Below are 19,719 nucleotides of genomic sequence, written 5' to 3'. Positions count from 1 at the left end.
TCCCCTCTTCAAGAGTCCTCTCTACATAGTTGGTCATTTTTCCATTTTGCAAATTCAATCACTGTTTTATATTCAGATAATTGGTCCGTGCTAATGCCACTTTCTTTTAATTCATTTACAAATTGTATCCACGCTTCTTCGGGTACTGCGTCTTTCTTTAATTCCTCACCCATTAATGCTTGAAATTCAACACGTAAAACAGCTGCGATTTTTTCCATAATTTGAATTGATGGGTTTTGGTTAACGTTGCGCTCAATATTGCTTAAATACGATTTAGATATTTGTGCCCGATCTGCTAGCTCGGACAAACTAAGTCGCTTCTCTAACCGGATTTTTTTAATATTTTCTCCTATCATTCGCCCATTACCTCATATTTTCCTAGAATAAATAGTTGTCTTTTACGCTTTCTTTCAAGCAGTTCCTTAATACATTGAATAACGCGCTGCTGATCATTCTCACTTAAATTTGACCCTGAAGGTAGACAAATTCCTCGAACAAATAATTGCTCAGCAATATGGGTGTTTTCTTTATGTGGATAATAACGGGTACCTTTAAACAAAGGCTGTAAATGCATCGGTTTCCATACATGACGTGCTTCAATATTTTCCTGTTGTAGGGCTGTTAGGATTTGCCCTACCGTTACGCCAAGCTGTCTTTCGTCTATTGTTAGCGCAGTTAACCACCGATTTGACTTTGTGTTATCCAATTCAGGCATAAAGGAAATGCCCTCAATGTCTCCTAATGCATCGAAATAGTTCCTATAAATTAACCGCTTTGCATCGACCCGCTTCTCTAATTGCTGCAGCTGAATTCTACCTACCCCGGCAAGCAAGTTACTCATTCGGTAATTGTAGCCCATCGCATGGTGCTGGTAGTATGGCTCTGGATCTCGTGCTTGCGTCGCGAGAAACCGTGCTGTTTTCAGTGAAGCAATATTATTGGAGACGAGCATGCCGCCACCAGAAGTAGTTATGATTTTATTTCCATTAAAGGAATAAACTCCAAACGCGCCAAGTGTTCCACTTGCTTTTCCTTTATAGCTTGAGCCGAGTGATTCCGCTGCATCCTCAATAATTGGAACTCCGTAATAATTACATATTAAAAGCAGCTCATCCATCTTGGCACTTTGGCCATATAAATTTACAACAATGACTGCTTTTGGCATTCGGCCTTCCAGCGATGCGAGGTGCAACGCTTTTCGTAAAGCTAAAGGAGACATATTCCACGTATCCGGCTCGGAATCAATAAATACCGGTTCTGCCCCTTGATAAAGGATTGGATTCGCACTTGCAACAAAAGTGAGTGTGGAACAAAAAACAATGTCCCCTTTTCCGACATTTAATACAGAAAGTGCGAGGTGTAAGGCTGCGGTTCCAGAATTCACTGCTACCGCATCATTTATTCCAACATGACGCGCCATTTCCTTTTCAAACGCTTCAATATTTGGCCCGACTGGTGCAACCCAATTCGTATCAAATGCTTCTTTTATATAATGCAGTTCTCTTCCACACATATGTGGTGGTGATAAATGTATTTTCGGTTTCCTCATCTTACATCACGACCCCATGATTATATTTTTCGCCTTGCTTAACCGTTCGTGCTGGACAGCCAACCGCAGTCGCGTGTGCAGGAATCGACTTTATAACAGCAGCTCCTGCACCAATTACAGACCACCTTCCGATTGTACATCCAGGAATGACAGTGGCAGCAGCACCAATATGTGCACCTTCCTCTGCTTTCACTCTGCCGGTTAACGTTGCATTTGGCGAAATATGTACATAGCTTTCAATATGATTTTCATGTTCTACAATCGCTCCCGTGTTGATAATACAATGCTCTCCAATCGACGCTTCAGCATTAATAACTGCATGCGGCATGATTACTGTCCCACATCCGATGGAAGCTGTTGAGCTAATCATTGCCGTTGGATGAATCAGTGTCACATACTGTTTCTCCTCCAAGCGTAGTTGTTCGACTATTTTTTTCCGAACTGCATTACTTCCAATCGCTATAATTACTTTCGTATCTATTTGCTTAAATTTGCTCAAATAAGAAAGAGGGCCAAGTAGTCGCCCATCCCTCTTCGTTACACACGCATATTTATCATCAAGTATCGCGACTACTTCATAGTCATTGCTGTACAAAATGATGTCTAAAATTACTTTGCTATGACCACCATCACCGATAATTATGATTTTCTTCACCACGAATCACTTCTTTCGATCGTTTGAATTTTTTCACGGTTGCTTGATTTTCTTGATTAATGCCTTCTTTTCTCCACACTTTTTTAATCGTCCGAAGTAATATTTTCAAATCGAGCAAGACGCTCTGATTTTTAACGTACCAGACATCCAACTCAAATTTTTGTTCCCATGATATCGCATTCCTGCCATTCACTTGTGCCCAACCAGTTATACCCGGCTTTACACGATGTCGCTTATTTTCCTCTTCTGTAAAAAGAGGGACATATTCCATTAATAACGGGCGTGGTCCAACAAGACTCATCTCTCCTTTAACAACATTAATTAGTTGCGGAAGCTCATCAAGGCTGTATTTTCTAAGGAATCTCCCAACAGCGGTCAACCGAATATGATCGGGAAGCAAATTTCCATCCACATCTGTTTTACTATTCATCGTACGGAACTTAATTAAGGAGAACGGCTGGCAATTCTGACCGGGACGCTGTTGTTTAAAAAGCACCGGGCTGCCCATTTGAAGCTTTATAACGATCGCAATAACGAACATTAAAGGTGAAAAAAAAACGACCATTGTTCCTGCAAGTAACAAATCAACGCTTCGTTTCAATGTTTATGCCCCTTTTGATTTAAATGAGGTGCGATATGCGTATAATCTGTTGCATAAGGTAAGCCCGAAGCTGAAATGAGTTGTTTCTTCTCATATCCATTTGGATTCCATTGTTGCCAATGCCAAGTGTCCCTACACATTTGCTCCAAATTCCTTTCTGCTACCCAATTTAATTCGTTTAAAGCTTTTTCTGGATTTGCATAACAAACTGCCGCATCTCCTGGACGTCGATCAACGATACGGTACGGAATATGTTTTTTTGTAGCATTTTCAAATGCCTCAACAACTTCAAGCACGGAATAGCCTCGGCCAGTTCCTAGATTAAAAGGCTGGATGCCTGTAGAATCGCGAACGTAATTTAACGCTTTTAAATGACCGTTTGCCAAATCTGTTACATGAATATAGTCTCGTATACCTGTTCCGTCTTTAGTCGGATAATCCCCTCCAAATATATGAAGCTGTCTAATTTTGCCGACAGCTACTTGAGCTATATAGGGCATTAAGTTGTTTGGTATGCCATTTGGATCCTCGCCGATTAAACCGGACTCGTGTGCGCCGATCGGATTAAAGTATCTTAATAATGCAATGCTCCAGGTTGGATCGGATTCGTATAAATCAACAAGCATTTCTTCAATCATCTGTTTCGTACGACCGTATGGATTGTTTGCACGAAGGGGTACCTCTTCTGTAATTGGAACATTATTTGTATGTCCATATACGGTCGCTGAAGAACTGAAGACGAGTTTTTTCACTCCAAACTCTCGCATCACTTCACATAAATTAATTGTTCCAGTTAGATTGTTATCGTAATAACGTAAGGGGACGACAGCAGATTCGCCGACTGCCTTTAAACCAGCAAAATGAACAACGGAATCAATCTCGTTTTCGGAAAAAACAGATGTCAAACTCTTTCGGTCCAAAAGATCAGCTGGATAAAATCTAAAATCCTTCCCGGTAAGTAAACGTACTCGGTTCAATGCTTCTTGTTTACTATTAGAAAAGTTATCGACTACAACAATCTCTTGACTACTATTTAACAATTCTACACAAGCGTGGGTACCAATATACCCTGCCCCACCAGTAACAAGGATAGCCATACGCATCCCTCCTCGTATATTATTCTTGACATATTACCGCAGGTCTTTCTTTCGTTACTACATGAGAAAATTGCTTCGATACATAATATTTAGCGTCATAACATTTTCGTAATAATAATAAGCAAAATAACAAATAATGATGCCATAATAAACGAGTTTTCGATTATCTTTAGAGAACAATGGTATAAGCCACGATAATAAAATAAGTGTATAGATTTCAAAGTAAATTGAAAATCGGGCAAAGATCCAATTCTGTGTCGAGATAATCATAAAAATAAAACCGATAAGCGCCATATTCACAATGTAATCGCTGCTCGGAAAAATACTTCTTAGCTTTTCTCTGCCTAAATAAGCTATTACTAAAGGTACCGCTGCAACGATCACGCGCAATATATTTGCTCCACCTTCAGCAAAAGATTCATAGTGTCCATACTGTGTATCTTCTATTGCTGTGAACAGTAGGTTTGAAAACTGTTCATATCCAATCACAATAATGACAGAAAATATAATGAGTGCAACGGTCGCTTTTGACCAGGCTTTGTATCTTACGAGAAAATAAATGGGAATTAACACAAGCGCACTTTGATGGAAAAGCGAAGCGACAATTATAATAAATGAATAAGCTATGAAATTTCCACCTATTAAAAAGCGTATAGCTGTATATGCTATTGCGGCGGCGAGCACTTGCCTAATGCCATTCATGGAAACTAAAAATAGACCACCAGTAATATAGACATATAAACTAATCTCAATCAGTCTTGAATACCGATACAATACAATAACTAGAAACAGATTTGTCAGTAATGCTGTTATGAAAATTAACACTTGCGGATCTTCTGAAACGTAATTTTTTAGGATTAACTGTAATAGTCCGAAACCAATATCTTTTTGAACGAGAATGGACTCCCATGTAAAATCGTTTGTTTTAAATGAGTGAATGTAAAAATAAGTATCGCCAATATTTGCCCGAAGTCCTGATACTAGTGTAAGGGATAAAAATGCAAAAAAGATTAACAGCTTATTAGGTTTAATTGGTAAAACTGCATTAGGACTTCTTGATGGAATCGCATAATATCTTGCCAAAAAAGAGAAAAAGAATACAATTGTAAGATTAATCCAAAATATAGTCATTGAAATATCCTTCCAAATTAAGCTTTCGTCGATCGGAAGCTGACAGATGCTCGTGTTTTAATTAAAATATAACTATATAGAACAACACCAAATGGAATAGCAGCAAATGTCATTCCTTTCCTTGGCGTTTCTTTAAACAGTGCTCGGTTTTTAGCAAGTAAACTGCTCGATACATAATGAATTGCCTGCCGAAATTGAAATGATTTCCCGGCAAAGGGCAATAGCATTAATTGCTTGCGATAAAATGAAAAACCATTTGGGTTGTTTCGGTATTGATACAGCATGTTTTTACTTGATCCATCTTGCCTATATTCTACATGGCATAGCACTTCATTCATAAGCAGCATTTCATAGTGCCGATCAAGCATATAATACTTATACGCAAGCCCTACGTATTTTTCATTGTAAAAAATCGGGTATGGATATTTCTTTGTTAGCTCAGACCGATAAACAAGCTTTTTGTCTCCTTTAACTTGATGCGTATTATATAAATCAAATAACGTAGATGTTTGCAGCTGTTCCGGAAGCTTTGTGCCAATTAAACAGTTGTTCGTATCTGCATCAAGTCCAATAATTCCACTCACATCTTTAGAGCCATATTTATTCCAATACGTCACGATTTTTTCTACCGCATCATCCGGCATATAGTCATCCGAATCAATACAGACATTCAGCTCTGTATCGATACGATCATAAGCCGTATTGTGTGCGCCGTGCATCCCTTGGTTTTTTTGGCGAATATAAATGATTTCAATTGCTCCTTCATCAATCCACCCTTGTACGAGTTCTTTTGTATTGTCGGTTGAGCCATCGTCAATTATAAGCCACTTGAAATCATTAACCGTTTGCCGCTTTAAGCTTTCATAACAATTTACTAAACAATATGCTCGATTATACGTCGGTGTAAATACAGTCAATATCTTCATGTAAACTGTTCCTTTAATGCTGTATACGTATGCTCTGTTTGCTTTGCCGTATGTCTAATGTCATAACCTTTTTTATAAACCATGTTCAAATCTACTTTTCTTGTTTCTTTTATTTGCATTTGTTCGATCACTTGATTGACCCACATCGATTTATCGTTTAGTGGCAACTGATGCATCAATCCTATGCTAAGGTCAACCTCAGCAGTAATGTGATCTGAAATAAGACATACGAGCCCTGCACTTTGCGCCTCTATTAATGTTACAGGTAACCCTTCATGTAAAGACGGAAATACAAACATATCAAAAGCTTGCATTAATTGAGGTATATCTTCTCGAACACCAAGCAATTTCACTTTTTCTCCTAAGTTCAATTGAACGATCCGCTCTTTTATTTTTCGTCTTAACGGCCCATCGCCAACAAGTATTAATACGGCATTGGATTGCTTTTCACTTATCTCAGCGAATATATCCAGTAAATAAAAATGGTTTTTCTGTCTGGAAAACCTGCCCACATGCCCAAGTACAAAAGCTTCCTTATTTAGACCTAGTGCACTTCTCATCTCGTTACGAGCCTTAGATGAAAAGGTAAATTTATCAATTTCAATTCCATTGTTTAAAATAATGCTCTTATTGCAGTCCTTGCCGTATAACCAACTGGCAGCGCTTGATGAGCAAGCATATAATCCGGTTGCGCTCCCTTTTATTAAAGATCCTGCATACGATTTATACATTTTTGCCAGTATTCCGCCTTCACTTTCCGTATTATGACTATGCGCAATCCGTACCGGTATATTCGCACGCTTCGCTTCTCGCAACACAAGCCCACTCATTTTATCCATATGGGAATGGACAATGCTATATGCTGTATGGTCTTTAAAGAACCGTTTTAAATGTTTAACATAACCGAAATGCCCTGCTTCAGTGATATAGGGAATTCGGTGGATACACCCTCCTAACGATTCTATTTCAGCATCATACACCCCACTTTTACATGTTAAAAAGTCGAATTGTACGTTTGATCGGTCGATATGTCGATACAAATTCATAAGTAATGTTTCCGCTCCGCCACGGTTCATATTGACGACCACATGCAGTACTCTTACTGGACTTGCCACACCGCTTCCTCCTGTTCCTCCATATACCCTTTATATAATTTCGCCTTATTCGCCAATACTTGATCCACACTAAAACGTTCAATAATTTTTTTTCGTCCATTTACTCCAAAGCGAGTAGGTAACAAGTCATCTAGCGCAAGTTCTTGGACCTTATCCGCAAAAAGAGTAGGACTCCATGTCGGTAGAAGAAAGCCTGTTTTATTATTTTCCACTAATTCACGATGCCCTCTGTTATCCACCGCTACAACTGGTAGCCCACAGCTCATCGCTTCCATTACATGAACAGGCAAGCCTTCTCGGTAACTGCACGCAGCTGCTGCATCGCACATAGAAATCAAACGATATATATCGTTACGAAAGCCAAGGAATTGAACGAGATGATCGACACCAAGCTCCTTAGCCAATCGTTTGCATGCTTCTAATTTCGAACCTTCACCAGCTAGCAAAAGCTTTACACGACCGCTTTTCTGTTTCAAAGCTGCTAGCATGTGCAATAAAAAAGCTTGATTTTTGTTTTTGTTGAATTCGGCAGCATAAAATAATAAAAAGTCATCTGGCTGATAGCCAAATGACTCTTTTAAAAATCGCTTCTCACTCTTTGCGATCGGCTTAAATTTATCCGTATTGACACCGACACCTGGTAGGTGAACGAGCTTCGGCACAGGAAAACGATGGTTTACAGCCAACTGGTTATCTTCGGTGTTTATTGTTATAAGACAATCGGTTAAATACGATAAATACCGTTCTGTCGGATAATAAAGAACCCAATTTAGCAAAGGGGCTCCTTTACAAAAATGAAATCCATGGGCAGTATAAATTACCTTTGTCCCTTTTTTTCTTGCCCGCACAGCTGCCAGTCGGCCCAGCACGCCGCCGAGAGGCGTATGACAATGTATAATTTTGTAATGATTTTTATTAATAATTTCCTTTAGTTCATTATATGCCTTCCTATTTTTTAAAGAGAAAGGGGAGCGCTGAATCGGAATCGTATATTTGTTATCTGTATATGGTAATTTCATATCTCCTGCTGCAACGACATCTACTTGAAACCCTTGTTCTTTAAACCACTTCATATATGGTATGTGAAATGCTTTAAAATGGTAATCCACAGTTGCACAAAACAGCACCTTATTAACCATGAAAATCATCCTTATACGTTTGACATATAAAAATTAGTATTGAATTCCTTCTTCATCACTTAAACGATCCACATAGTTCTTTAGTTTTTGCAGCATCCGATCCGCCTCTATTTGCACAGCTTTTAAATGCTCCTCTTGACGGTTATTCGCATCATTCTGAACCTTATCCTTAGCGTATTGCTTAACCTCCTCTAAAATTTCCAGTCTTTTTTGCTCTACGGATGTAACGATAGCCCATGTTGTATCGTTCCTCTTTCCTTGTATTCTTCTTTATAATATTCTAGAACTTCGTCTTGCATTTGCTGCTGTTGTCCTGCTAATAGGCGCGCATAATAATTTTTTGTAGCAGCATATGTTACACTTCCACCTAGAAAAAAAGCAAATATTATTATAGAGGAGATTGAGTCACGTATTTGTGGGTGTTATTTTAAGAAGTTAAAAAAACCTCTCTTTGTATTCGTTAATTTTAGTATTGATTCCTACCGACCGCAGTAGATATACACTACGCTTTCCGTGTGCAGTGACAATCAACGGCGTTATTCATGTGTATATCGTTCGAAGTAAAATTGATCACATATTATCTAGTTAAATTCGTGCATCTGTTCCCCCACAAACATGTTACTCATACTATAAAGGATACTGTTCGCTTCACTTTACTTCTCCTCATTTCCTTTCTACGTGCGCTACCTACCGAACGAACATTTCTTCTCTTTTTACGATCGATAATAAATAATCTCTAAACTCCTCATTTAAATCCTCTCGCTCAAGTGCAAATTCAATTGTCGTTTGAATAAAGCCCATTTTTTCCCCAACATCATACCGTTTTCCTTCAAATTCGTAAGCATAAACAGCCTCACGATTCGTAAGAGAAGCAATAGCGTCTGTTAATTGAATTTCATCTCCTGTTCCTGGTGCTTGACGCTCTAATATATTAAAAATAGCTGGGGTTAATATATATCTCCCTAATATCGCTAAGTTGGATGGCGCCTTTTCTCTATCCGGTTTCTCCACTAAGTCATGTACGTGATACAATCGATTTTCGGCTCTTTTACCATCAACAATACCGTACCTTGAAACATCCGTTTCCTTCACCATTTGGACTCCAAGGACTGATGCGCGACACTGAATGTATTGATCCATTAATTGTTTTAAGCATGGCACATCCGCTCGAACAATATCATCGCCAAGCAATACTGCAAACGGTTCATTTCCAATAAACTTTCTTGCACACCAAATTGCATGACCTAAGCCTTTTGGCTCCTTTTGTCTTATATAATGAATATCAACCATTTTTGCTGACTTTTGAACTTGGCTTAGTAAATCCAATTTTCCTTTATGTAATAAATTCTGCTCTAGCTCAAAACTATGGTCAAAATGATCTTCGATTGCTCTTTTTCCCTTCCCTGTAACGATAATAATATCTTCAATTCCTGAAGCAATCGCTTCTTCGACAATATATTGAATCGTTGGTTTATCAACAATAGGGAGCATCTCTTTCGGCATTGCCTTCGTTGCTGGAAGAAAACGTGTTCCTAAACCAGCCGCTGGAATTATTGCCTTTTTTATTTGCACTTCATCGCACCTCTTTTTAAAAGTATTCAATTATCCCTACGCTATATCGATATTGCACGTGATTGTTCTAACACAAGACCTTTATTTGCAACTGTCAATAGTTGTTCCTTTAGATGTTCCTTATCTAATGTTACCAATCGAGCTATGAGCCGCTCGATATCTTCTAAATAAACCTCGGTTGTCTTTCCTATATAAATCTTTGGATACAATTGCTGTTCATGAACTTCTTCCGCAGTCAATAATTCCTCATAAAGCTTTTCACCAGGTCTAATGCCTGTAAACTCAAGCCCGATATCTTCAATATCGTATCCTGACAGTTGGATTAAATTTTTTGCTAGTTCAACAATCTTTACAGGATCACCCATATCTAATACAAAAATTTCGCCACCCTTAGCGAGCGCACCTGCTTGAATAACAAGTCTAGACGCTTCTGGAATGGTCATAAAGTAACGCACCATATCAGGGTGGGTAACCGTGACCGGACCACCGCGCTCAATTTGTTTTTTAAATAAAGGAATTACACTTCCTCGACTGCCGAGAACATTCCCAAACCGAACAGCAACAAATGTCGTGTCGCTTTCCTTATCCATACTCTGAACAGCCATTTCGGCAATTCTTTTTGATGCACCCATCACACTTGTAGGATTTACTGCTTTATCCGTAGAAACGAGTACAAATGTTTGTGTTTTATTTTTGCTTGCTGCTTTAGCAACATTTAGTGTCCCGATAATATTGTTATTTAATGCGGCATCTGGGTTATGCTCCATTAAAGGAACATGCTTGTGAGCAGCTGCATGGTAAATAACATTCGGCTTGTACATCCTTACGATGCTCATTATTTTTTGTTCGTCTTGTATATCAGCGATTTCCGTTACAAAATCAATATTTTCGTTCTTAAATTGTTCTTTTAACTTCATTTCAATTGTGTATATACTGTTTTCACCGTGCCCGAGCAAAATTAATCGCCTAGGGAAGAAGGCAGCGATTTGTTTTGAAATTTCCGATCCAATTGAGCCACCAGCGCCTGTTACTAATACAACCTTGTTTGTAATTTCATTCCCGATACTTTCCATATCGATATCAACAAGCTCTCGTGGCAGCAAATCTTCTGCCTGTACATCTCTAATTGCTGTAACCGAAACTTTCCCAGTTACTAAATCCTCCAACAATGGCAAAATTTTTGTGTTTGCTGTTGTTTTTAAGCATTCTTGATAAATTGTATTTAATTCACGTTTCTTAAGAGACGGAATTGCAATAATAATATTGTCTATATGTAGTTCTTTAACCGATTTTGCAATTTCTGATACCCCACCAACAATAGGAATCCCTAACAAGTCCAGCGCATGCTTCGACGGATCATCGTCAACAAAGGCTACCGGCAATAACGAGCTATCCTGATTGTTTAATAGCTGTCGTGCAACCATTGTTCCTGCAGATCCAGCACCAACAATTAAAGTACGCACTTGCTTCATCGTATGGTTCATTACCATATCACGGTAGAGACGCCAAGCAAATCTCGAACCACCAAGAAACAGTAAGTGAAGCAACCCAGAAACAATTAAAAAGCGTCCATATATTACTTGGAAAAAGAGCTGTTGAACAACGACCGCTAAAATAAAAGAATAAATGACGACTTTTAAAACCGTTACTAACTCTCCTACACTTGCATATTCCCAAACTTTTTTATAAAGCTTTACCTTGATTGCCCACGTATGATGACTAATTAAAATTACAACAGAAGCAATAGCAAGCGGAAAGGTCATCATGTTCGTTGTACCTACTAAAAACCAACTTGATCCGAGTGCTAGTAAGACAATAATTGAATCAATAATAAGGAATAAAGATAAGCGTTGACGATAGGTCATTTATTGTCACCTCCTTAATTGTTTGCTTTCAAACGTGTAGGATGAATATGTTGTTTTAAATTAAAGCATTTATGAATACCGATTGGATAAAAGGGGCTAGCTTTCTACTGCGTGTTTTACACCCTTAACATATAAAGCTTGTGCATACCGTTCCGGCAAATAATTACTCTACGTAACTTCCTAAAAACAGCTTTTTTCTTTACGTATGCGCGTCACAACCCACATTCATAAATGCTCTAAAGTATGCTCGTTTTTTATAACTGTCCCAATCTTTTAAGCTAAATAGCTTTGGGCATCTAACCCATCCTCACACCACACTATCGACGACAAGCGTCTAAGGTATATCTCAACCCACAGCATGACCGAGTGCCTACGAGGATAATGGCCAGTAGACATCACCAAGATATTTTGGACTATATAACGAACGAGGCGTTCAAAAAATAAACACTTTCTATTTATCGTTCATAATAGATCCTGATAAATTAGCTTGCGATAGTTCCAAAACCCTTCGTGCTTCTGTCACTTTTTCTTTTGTCGTCTTTTTTCTATGTATAACTAGAATGACGCCATCACATTCATTAGCTAGAACCCTTGTTTCAGTAACATCCAAAATCGTTGGTGAGTCAATTAAAACAATATTGTACATTCCTTCAACTTTCGTCAGCAGCTGGGACATCCTTTCATTGCCTAGCAGCTCAGCAGGATTAAATAAGGTCGAACCACTCGTTAATAAATCGAGTTTGCCTATTCCTGTTTTGTAAACAACATCCTCAAAATCCATTTTATTTGTCAGAATATCTGTTATGCCCTTATCATTAGAAATATCAAAGAAATCGTGAATTACAGGCTCTCTTAAATTTGCATCGATTAAAAGAATCTTTTCTTTTTGCTGGGCCATTGATACAGCAAGATTAGCAACGATAGTCGATTTTCCTTCTCCTTTACTTGCCGAAGTAATAAGGAAAATACGATTCTCCCTTTTGCCTGGTAGAAATTTAATGTTCGCTCGTATCATACGAAACTGATCCGCGATAAGCGAGTCCGCATTAGAGTATGTAACTAAGCTTCTTTTCGTACTACGTTTTTTATTTAATATCAACGGCATCCCCTCTCACTTCAATAACTTTTGACTTCTTCGATTTGCTTTCAACCTTTCGCTTGCTGTTCATGTTTGAAATAACACCAATTACAGGCACGCCTAATATTTCTTCCAGCTCTTTATTTTTAGCAATTGTTCCATCCAATACATCAAGCAAAAAGACAAGCCCGATCCCTGTTGCAAACCCAAAAATTGCAGCAAAGACTACCGCTTTATTTGTATTTTCATTGATTGGTAATGGACTCTCCTTTGCCTCGGATAATACTTCGACATCATCAAAACCAAGAATCGTGCCAACTTCGTTTTTAAAAATTGTTGCTGTAACATTCGCAATTGCTGCTGCTTGCTTTGCAATCGCGTCTGTAACAGATATGCTAATTACTTGTGAATCATCTACGCGCTCAACCTGCACTTGACTTGCTAGCTGATCCGTCGTTTTATTTAATTGAAGCTCCTCAATGACACTCTCCATAATTATTTGATCTTTAATAACGACCATTAACGTTTGCATCTGACTGTCAGGGCCAACGATGATTCGTGCGGAAGATTGATACATCGGATTATCATTTAATTTATTAAGATAAAACCCTCCAACGGTTGCAACAATTGTTAATAAAATAATAATCCATGCGCGTCGCTTGATAACATCATAAAAGTCTTTCATATTTATTTCTTTCTCAGCAGTGAGATAATGTTCCCGGTTTCGGCTCTCCATACGTAACCACCTTTTTATTCTATGTGATACATTATGCTTTATTACTTTAAAAATCCTTTTTTAATTCTTTATAACGAACAATCGTGGAAAAAATATATGGAAATTTATGTTTTAAGTGTTATATGGCTAAGTATTGTAAGATTGTTTCCTATTATAGTTCTTAATAAAGAACGTGTCAAGTGCGTTCTTTAAACATATTAGGAAGGAGTGCCAATTTTACAATTTTCTCCGTATCTTGATTGTACACGCTATGTACGATAAAGGAGTTCTTTGATTGCGTACGGATCGTTTTCAAAACATCGTTTACTTTTCCAATATGAATAACCGTTGGAACGAGTGCAGTTGTTGGACCAGGTAGTTCATTTCCTTTTTGTTCAACAAAGGAGCCAAATTGCATTTTAAGCATACGAAAAAGTTTCTTTTCGGTTAAAGCTAACAGATACATCGAACGATTGCTTTTAGCATGCTCTAAAATTATTTGAATAAATACGTAAAAATATCCTTTTCTTTGAAAATCGGTATGAATACATAATTTATCTATTTCCCATACACGGTTTTGATTTATACGAAATTCTTTATACGTATTAAATGCTGCTCTTCCCGGACCGTCTACCGTACTATAAGATGTATTCGGCTTATATGGGATTAGCTCCAACGTACCAATGACTTCATTTTTTTTAAACGCATTTTTCTTATATAGTAAATTGTATCTTGTTCCTACTTTTGTATATGGATCATTATACCAACCATATTGCTTGCAAAAGTATTCCCATGTTTTGGCAAAGCTCTCTTGCTGACGCTTTGTTTTCACTTTTTCATACAAGTAAAACCATCCTTTATTAAAATTCATATCAATTTTGGTAAAGTTTTGCAGCCCTTATTAAAAATTAAGAGCTGCAAATTCCATCGAGCTTTAAATTAACTGTCACAAAGTTTATCGTCCCAAAAATCCGACTCTGCTTCCGCAGATGCGCTCTTAAGTTCTGGCCAGCATTTCATCGTCTTGCTTACATCCAACTCTTCTAATTGTGGTGTTATCCATTCTTTTTTCACATTCTTCACTCCTTTCTCTTATCCTACAATGCTATGTATAGCCTCATGGCATTGTATGCTGCATAGCAATAAACTATGCAGCAACTTGTTCTCTTTAAAGAACGAGTTGATGCATATATGATACCTAAGTTCGCTTCTATTTGCAACAATTATTTTAATATTTAGAAAAATAAATCCCTTAAAAAACCATTTCCAGCAAATATATGACTAATGGTCCTAATAAGACGATAAATATCGCAGGGAAAATAAATAACATCATTGGAAAGATCATTTTAACAGGCGCTTTCATTGCTTGCTCTCGTGCTAATTGCGTCCGTTGCTCACGAATTCTTTCTGTCAATGTACGAAGCACTTTGGACATACCGACTCCAAGCATATCCGCCTGAATAAGGGAAGTAATAATGCTCTGGAATCGAGGTACCGGAACACGATTTCGTAAGTCAGAAAATGCTTCTCTTCTTGACTTTCCTAGCTTCATATCTTCAATCGTATCCATAAACTCCTCTGACAAAGGACCTCTTGTTTGTCTGCATACCTTTAGTAATGCCGAATCTAAACTCATTCCCGCTTCAATTGATAAATTAACCATATCAAAGAAATCTGGCATTGACTTTTCAATTATTAATCGCCTTTTTTTCGTTCGGTTGCTTATATAAAAAGAAAGAAAGTACATTCCTAGAAGTGCCATTATACCTGCTAAAAAAAGGTTAGACAGCGGACTTTCGCTTATACTGCTTATCATTGCAAACACAGTAATAAAGAATAAAAGCCCAATAATAGATTGCATAAGACGAAATTCAACCGGTGTTAACTTAAACGGATACCCTGCCTCACGCAACCTCCGTTCCAGATCATTTTTTTTGTTTTGTGGTAGTCTTTTATCAATGAATACCTTTAATTTATTGCTTAGTGTGATAATACTTTTAAAATGCGTTCGTTTTGTAACTTCTTCGCGTTTTTTTTGTATGCTTCCTTCCGGTGAAAGGTGCTCGGTAATTCTTCTTGAAATTACCAATTGCTTACGATACACCTTTGTTAAAGCCCCTGCAAACAGAAAAGTGAAAAAAGTCATCGTTATCAAAAAAAGCAAGATCATTAGCATTGTTTACACCTCGATATGCACAATTTTCTTAATAAATAGCCAGCCAAGAATAATATTAATTACCCCAATAATAACCATCCCCCAGCCAAGTGGATGTGAGAATAGCATAAAAAAATACTCTGGATTGACAAACCGAATATAGACGGCTAATAATATCGGTAAAAGTGTTACAACGATGGATGACATTTTTCCTTGTGCAGTCAATGCTTGTACTTCATCTTTAACGCGCCCACGATCAATGATGGTCTCTTGCATCGTTTCCAGCAAATACGTTAAATTCCCTCCACTTGAACGTTGAATAAGAATCGTATTAAGCACGATTTCCAACTCTTTATCGGGCAGCCGTTTTATTAAATTTGCAAAGGCATCTTCCACATTAACCCCGTAATTAATTTCCTTTAATGCATTTGCAAACTCAGGCCCAAGTGGTGCATCAACCTCATCTGCAACCATCTTCATCGTTTGCATAAAACTAAATCCTGCCCGTAGCGCATTAGCCATTGTGCCAAGTACGTCTCCTAGTTGCTCCGAGCATCGTTGGAGCCGTTTTTTCCTTCTCTTTTTTACATAGACAACCGGTAATTGAAAACCAATTACACCTAGTAATATAATAAGTACAAAGTGAAACGCATAAAAGTAACCAATTAGCATACATATCATTGTTGTCATTATTCGGCCAATAAACAGCTCTCCTGCAGATAGTTGTACACCTGATTGTGTTAAAATCGGCTCATATTTGGAAAGGTTAATTCCCTTTTCAATCGCATACCCTACCCTTGTCACAAACGGTGTCTTTTCTTTCGCTTTACTATTCTTCTTTTGAGGAGCCGAGTCCCCTGGCTCGAGCATTCCATATTTCTTTAGTCTACTTCTGTATTTCTGCTTACGTACCATCCGTGTCGCTGTATATTTAATTAGTAACGTCGTCCCAATAAATGAAATTAAAATAATAATCAGGGAATAATATTCCATTACCATTCCCCCCCAAACATATCTTCTATATGAAAACCGGCATTTTTAAATTGCTCAATACAATGTGGCTGGACGCCAGTTGTAACAAAGTTACTATTCTCAGAGGAATTGTTAGGTGAGGGCTGATAGATAAATACATCCTGAAGAACGATTGTGTCCCCTTCTAAACCTAAGACTTCTGTTATACGGGTGACTTTTCTTGTTCCATCTCGCATTCGTTCTTGTTGTACAATTAAATCCAGTGCACTCGCTATTTGTTCTCGAATGGCTCGGACAGGCAAATCAAACCCAGCCATTAAAACCATTGTCTCTAGACGAGCCAATAAATCTCTAGGCGAATTTGCATGCCCGGTACCCAAGCTTCCTTCATGCCCGGTATTCATTGCCTGCAGCATATCCAATGCCTCTGCACCCCGCACCTCACCTACAATAATACGATCTGGTCGCATACGTAATGAGTTAACGATTAAATCCCTTATCGTTATTTGCCCTTCTCCTTCAATGTTAGGCGGACGTGACTCCAATGAAACAACATGCTCTTGCGTAAGCTGCAGCTCAGCAGCGTCTTCAATGGTAACGATCCGTTCATCCGATGGGATAAATGAAGACATCACATTCAATGTACTCGTCTTCCCAGATCCTGTTCCTCCACTAATAAAGACATTTAACCTTGAAACGACGGAAGCTTTTAAAAAGGCGGCCATATTTTCATTTAGTGTACCAAATCGTACCAAATCATGAATCGTAAAAGGATCTTTAGCAAACTTTCGGATAGTTAACGTCGGACCATTTAAAGCAAGCGGTGGAATAATCGCATTCACCCGGGACCCATCCGGTAGCCTTGCATCTACCATTGGCACACTTTCATCAATTCTCCTACCTAGTGGCGCAACGATTTTTTCAATAATACGCAATACATGCAAATTATCACGAAATTGAACATTCGTTTTTTCAATTTTACCTGAGATTTCAACAAAAATGTCCTTTGGCCCATTCACCATTACCTCTGAAATCTGAGAATCTGCTAACAGAGGTGAAATTGGTCCATAGCCTGTTAATTCATGCGAAGTATCCTTCAATAACTGTTCTTTTTCCTCATAAGAAAGATGACTTCCTTCCTTTTCAAAAAACACATTACATAGATTATTAATAAGTGGTTCAATGTCCTGGCCTTGGTTAGCAGGTTTTTTAAGCTCATCCACAAGATAAGCGTGTAGTTGTCTCTCCAAATCTTCTAATTCCTCTTCTTTATTCATTAAGGAATCTGGTGGCTTGCTTTCTATTTGTTCTACAATCGGCTTTGTTCCTTGCTCTTCTTTACCAAGTCTTGATAATAAAGACATTTATGCATGCCCCCTTGCTTGAACAACTTGCTTCTTCTTTTTTCTATTTCGGTCTACTTCGACACCAACTATAGAAGATGCCAAGCGAAACAGTTGCTTCGCTGGCGCAGATCGTGGGTTAGAAAAGCAGATGGGATTTCCTTCATTTATTGCTGCACTCATCCCTTTTTCATTTAAAGGTAAGCTTGCAAAAACCTTTCGCCCACAAACTTTCTCAACGGTTTCAAGCGTTATTCCTTTAACCTTTGCTTCTTTATTCACAATCACTTTAACTTTTGCTGATAGCTTTAATGAACTGATCGTTTCGAGTAGTAGCTTGCTATTTTTCAACGCTGGCAGCTCGGGAGAAGTCGTTAATAAAATGTCATCGGAATTTTCTAGTGCAACAATGGTATTTTCATTAAAGTGTGAAGATGTATCAATAATAATAATGTCAAACTGTTCTCTCATTAAACGAATAGCTCTGCGCACATCGTCTCCTGTAATTACTTCTGCAAACTCCGGTCGATGTGGTGCTGACAAAAAATGCACACCACTTTTATATAAAGTTAAAAACCGATCGATTTGAACCCCGCTTTTATCCTCTTTAACCCAGTCGTAAATACTTTTCTTAGCGCTTACATCACAAAATAATGCAACATCACCAAACTGTAAATCTAAGTCTAGAATAGCTACTTTCGACATCTTCTTGCTAAATGCTATTGCAAGATTAACGGCTAAAGTTGTTTTCCCAACGCCGCCTTTTGTACTCGTAATCGTAATGACCCGTGATGCCTTTGTTTTTTTTGGTTTTTGGGCGGCTTTATGTGTTTGTAGTTCTTCTTTTTTTTCTATTGCCGCATCTATATCTCTTTTTATTTTCGAAGTAGAATCGGTTAAAAAGACAACATCGCTTGCTCCAGCTCGCAGTGTTTGCCTCATGTCTATATCTTTCTCGGCATTAAAAGCTAACAATACGCTCAAATGGGGAAAATAATATACAAGCTGTTCGCATAAATGATATACGTTATAGGAAGGGGAGTCAGGTAAAATAACAAATGAATGTGCCTCTGCCTTTAGACGATCAAGTAGCATCGTTTCATTCGTAGCCCAATCCACTGCATATGCTTGAAAGTCTAATGATTGTTCAAGCTTTGTTTTGAATTCTTGCGTCTCAGCCATCACACATAATTTCCTCACTATTTAAACACCCCTTCGTGTAACTCGTCCTCATGAACATGTGTCCGATCTTTTTCTAACTGTTTATCCCCTTCTGTTCGAAGCATTAAATACAGGTCATATTTAGAGGCAAATCCAAGCATTAAGCCTTGGTTCGGTGTCACTTCTATTGTTACCATTTGGTATCGTTTCATCGTTTCTTCATCATCGGCAGCATGGCCAACGGCTAACACCTTCACATTTTGTACGAGAAGGGTTGCAGAATCATGATGCGTTTCTTTTTGTTCCTCTGGAACGACCATAACCGTAACAATATCAACATATGCTCCTGGTGTAATAAAACCCGCTATCCCTTGGGCGTCTGTTACCTCAATTGTCATTGCCCGCCTTCCTTCTGCAGCAGGAATTATTTCATTTTTCCACGGCTCATGTTCATCATTATCTAAAGCTTCGTCATCTTCACTTACATCTGTATCCTCTAAATCATCTTCGGCTACTGCCACTGTCGCATCGACGGGTTCGGTTGACTGCATTTTCGCCTCATTTAGAACAACATACATTAGTCCCGCAGCGATAACACCGAACAACAAAGCAATAATCCAAATTTTTTTTCCATTCATTCAAGCC

20 protein-coding genes are annotated in these 19,719 nt (G+C 38.2%); all 20 read right to left on the bottom strand.

The annotated features are described in order from the left end of the window. Positions 1–8: 8 nt before the first annotated feature. Entirely contained in the window at positions 9–356 is a 348-nt protein-coding gene (locus tag ACLIBH_RS06010; RefSeq protein WP_439315794.1) for a helix-turn-helix domain-containing protein, read from the bottom strand. Next, positions 353–1,549: an aminotransferase class I/II-fold pyridoxal phosphate-dependent enzyme gene (locus ACLIBH_RS06005; protein WP_439315793.1), complete on the bottom strand. Its 1,197-nt coding sequence runs from the start codon at positions 1,547–1,549 to the stop codon at positions 353–355. The genes ACLIBH_RS06010 and ACLIBH_RS06005 overlap by 4 nt, the downstream gene beginning before the upstream one ends. 1 nt (position 1,550) lies before the next feature. Further along, positions 1,551–2,204: an acetyltransferase gene (locus ACLIBH_RS06000; RefSeq protein WP_439315792.1), complete on the bottom strand. Its 654-nt coding sequence runs from the start codon at positions 2,202–2,204 to the stop codon at positions 1,551–1,553. Continuing rightward, on the bottom strand, positions 2,179–2,805 hold the full coding sequence (locus ACLIBH_RS05995; protein WP_439315791.1) for a sugar transferase: 627 nt from the start codon (positions 2,803–2,805) through the stop codon (positions 2,179–2,181). Before ACLIBH_RS05995 ends, ACLIBH_RS06000 begins: the two co-directional genes overlap by 26 nt. Continuing rightward, complete coding sequence (gene galE / locus ACLIBH_RS05990; RefSeq protein WP_439315790.1) at positions 2,802–3,902, bottom strand: UDP-glucose 4-epimerase GalE; 1,101 nt, start codon at positions 3,900–3,902, stop codon at positions 2,802–2,804. The genes ACLIBH_RS05995 and galE overlap by 4 nt, the downstream gene beginning before the upstream one ends. A gap of 57 nt (positions 3,903–3,959) precedes the next feature. Next, positions 3,960–5,033 carry an EpsG family protein gene (locus ACLIBH_RS05985; RefSeq protein WP_439315789.1) on the bottom strand — a complete coding sequence of 358 codons (1,074 nt, stop codon included), beginning with the start codon at positions 5,031–5,033 and terminating at the stop codon, positions 3,960–3,962. 17 nt (positions 5,034–5,050) lie between these two features. Continuing rightward, on the bottom strand, positions 5,051–5,959 hold the full coding sequence (locus ACLIBH_RS05980; RefSeq protein ID WP_439315788.1) for a glycosyltransferase family 2 protein: 909 nt from the start codon (positions 5,957–5,959) through the stop codon (positions 5,051–5,053). Further along, positions 5,956–7,074, bottom strand: a complete 1,119-nt coding sequence (locus ACLIBH_RS05975; protein WP_439315787.1) for a glycosyltransferase family 1 protein — start codon at positions 7,072–7,074, stop codon at positions 5,956–5,958. The genes ACLIBH_RS05980 and ACLIBH_RS05975 overlap by 4 nt, the downstream gene beginning before the upstream one ends. Then, positions 7,059–8,213 (bottom strand): glycosyltransferase family 4 protein, encoded by a 1,155-nt coding sequence (locus ACLIBH_RS05970; RefSeq protein ID WP_439315786.1) that lies wholly within the window; start codon positions 8,211–8,213, stop codon positions 7,059–7,061. The genes ACLIBH_RS05975 and ACLIBH_RS05970 overlap by 16 nt, the downstream gene beginning before the upstream one ends. 687 nt (positions 8,214–8,900) lie before the next feature. Next, positions 8,901–9,785 carry a UTP--glucose-1-phosphate uridylyltransferase GalU gene (gene galU, locus ACLIBH_RS05965; RefSeq protein ID WP_439315785.1) on the bottom strand — a complete coding sequence of 295 codons (885 nt, stop codon included), beginning with the start codon at positions 9,783–9,785 and terminating at the stop codon, positions 8,901–8,903. Between the two features lie 41 nt (positions 9,786–9,826). Then, positions 9,827–11,650 carry a polysaccharide biosynthesis protein gene (locus tag ACLIBH_RS05960; protein WP_439315784.1) on the bottom strand — a complete coding sequence of 608 codons (1,824 nt, stop codon included), beginning with the start codon at positions 11,648–11,650 and terminating at the stop codon, positions 9,827–9,829. A 451-nt stretch (positions 11,651–12,101) separates the two neighbouring features. Next, complete coding sequence (locus tag ACLIBH_RS05955; RefSeq protein WP_439315783.1) at positions 12,102–12,749, bottom strand: CpsD/CapB family tyrosine-protein kinase; 648 nt, start codon at positions 12,747–12,749, stop codon at positions 12,102–12,104. Beyond that, positions 12,736–13,464, bottom strand: a complete 729-nt coding sequence (locus ACLIBH_RS05950) for a YveK family protein (RefSeq protein ID WP_439315782.1) — start codon at positions 13,462–13,464, stop codon at positions 12,736–12,738. Before ACLIBH_RS05950 ends, ACLIBH_RS05955 begins: the two co-directional genes overlap by 14 nt. A 175-nt stretch (positions 13,465–13,639) precedes the next feature. Then, complete coding sequence (locus tag ACLIBH_RS05945) at positions 13,640–14,287, bottom strand: hypothetical protein (RefSeq protein ID WP_439315781.1); 648 nt, start codon at positions 14,285–14,287, stop codon at positions 13,640–13,642. 95 nt (positions 14,288–14,382) lie between these two features. Next, complete coding sequence (locus ACLIBH_RS05940; RefSeq protein WP_439315780.1) at positions 14,383–14,517, bottom strand: paeninodin family lasso peptide; 135 nt, start codon at positions 14,515–14,517, stop codon at positions 14,383–14,385. A gap of 178 nt (positions 14,518–14,695) precedes the next feature. After that, entirely contained in the window at positions 14,696–15,613 is a 918-nt protein-coding gene (locus ACLIBH_RS05935; RefSeq protein ID WP_439315779.1) for a type II secretion system F family protein, read from the bottom strand. A gap of 9 nt (positions 15,614–15,622) precedes the next feature. Next, a complete protein-coding gene (locus ACLIBH_RS05930) occupies positions 15,623–16,591 on the bottom strand; it encodes a type II secretion system F family protein (protein WP_439315778.1) in 969 nt (322 codons plus the stop codon). After that, the gene (locus ACLIBH_RS05925; protein WP_439315777.1) at positions 16,591–17,934 is read right to left on the bottom strand and encodes a CpaF family protein; all 1,344 of its coding nucleotides are present in this window, start codon (positions 17,932–17,934) and stop codon (positions 16,591–16,593) included. The genes ACLIBH_RS05930 and ACLIBH_RS05925 overlap by 1 nt, the downstream gene beginning before the upstream one ends. Then, a complete protein-coding gene (locus ACLIBH_RS05920; protein WP_439315776.1) occupies positions 17,935–19,113 on the bottom strand; it encodes an AAA family ATPase in 1,179 nt (392 codons plus the stop codon). It lies immediately after the preceding gene. After that, positions 19,113–19,712, bottom strand: a complete 600-nt coding sequence (cpaB, locus tag ACLIBH_RS05915) for a Flp pilus assembly protein CpaB (protein WP_439315775.1) — start codon at positions 19,710–19,712, stop codon at positions 19,113–19,115. Before cpaB ends, ACLIBH_RS05920 begins: the two co-directional genes overlap by 1 nt. Positions 19,713–19,719 lie beyond the last annotated feature (7 nt).

This window comes from Virgibacillus sp. W0430 (assembly GCF_051846935.1).
Classification (GTDB): domain Bacteria; phylum Bacillota; class Bacilli; order Bacillales; family Amphibacillaceae; genus JBPYCR01.
This window is presented reverse-complemented; position numbering and strand designations above follow the sequence as displayed.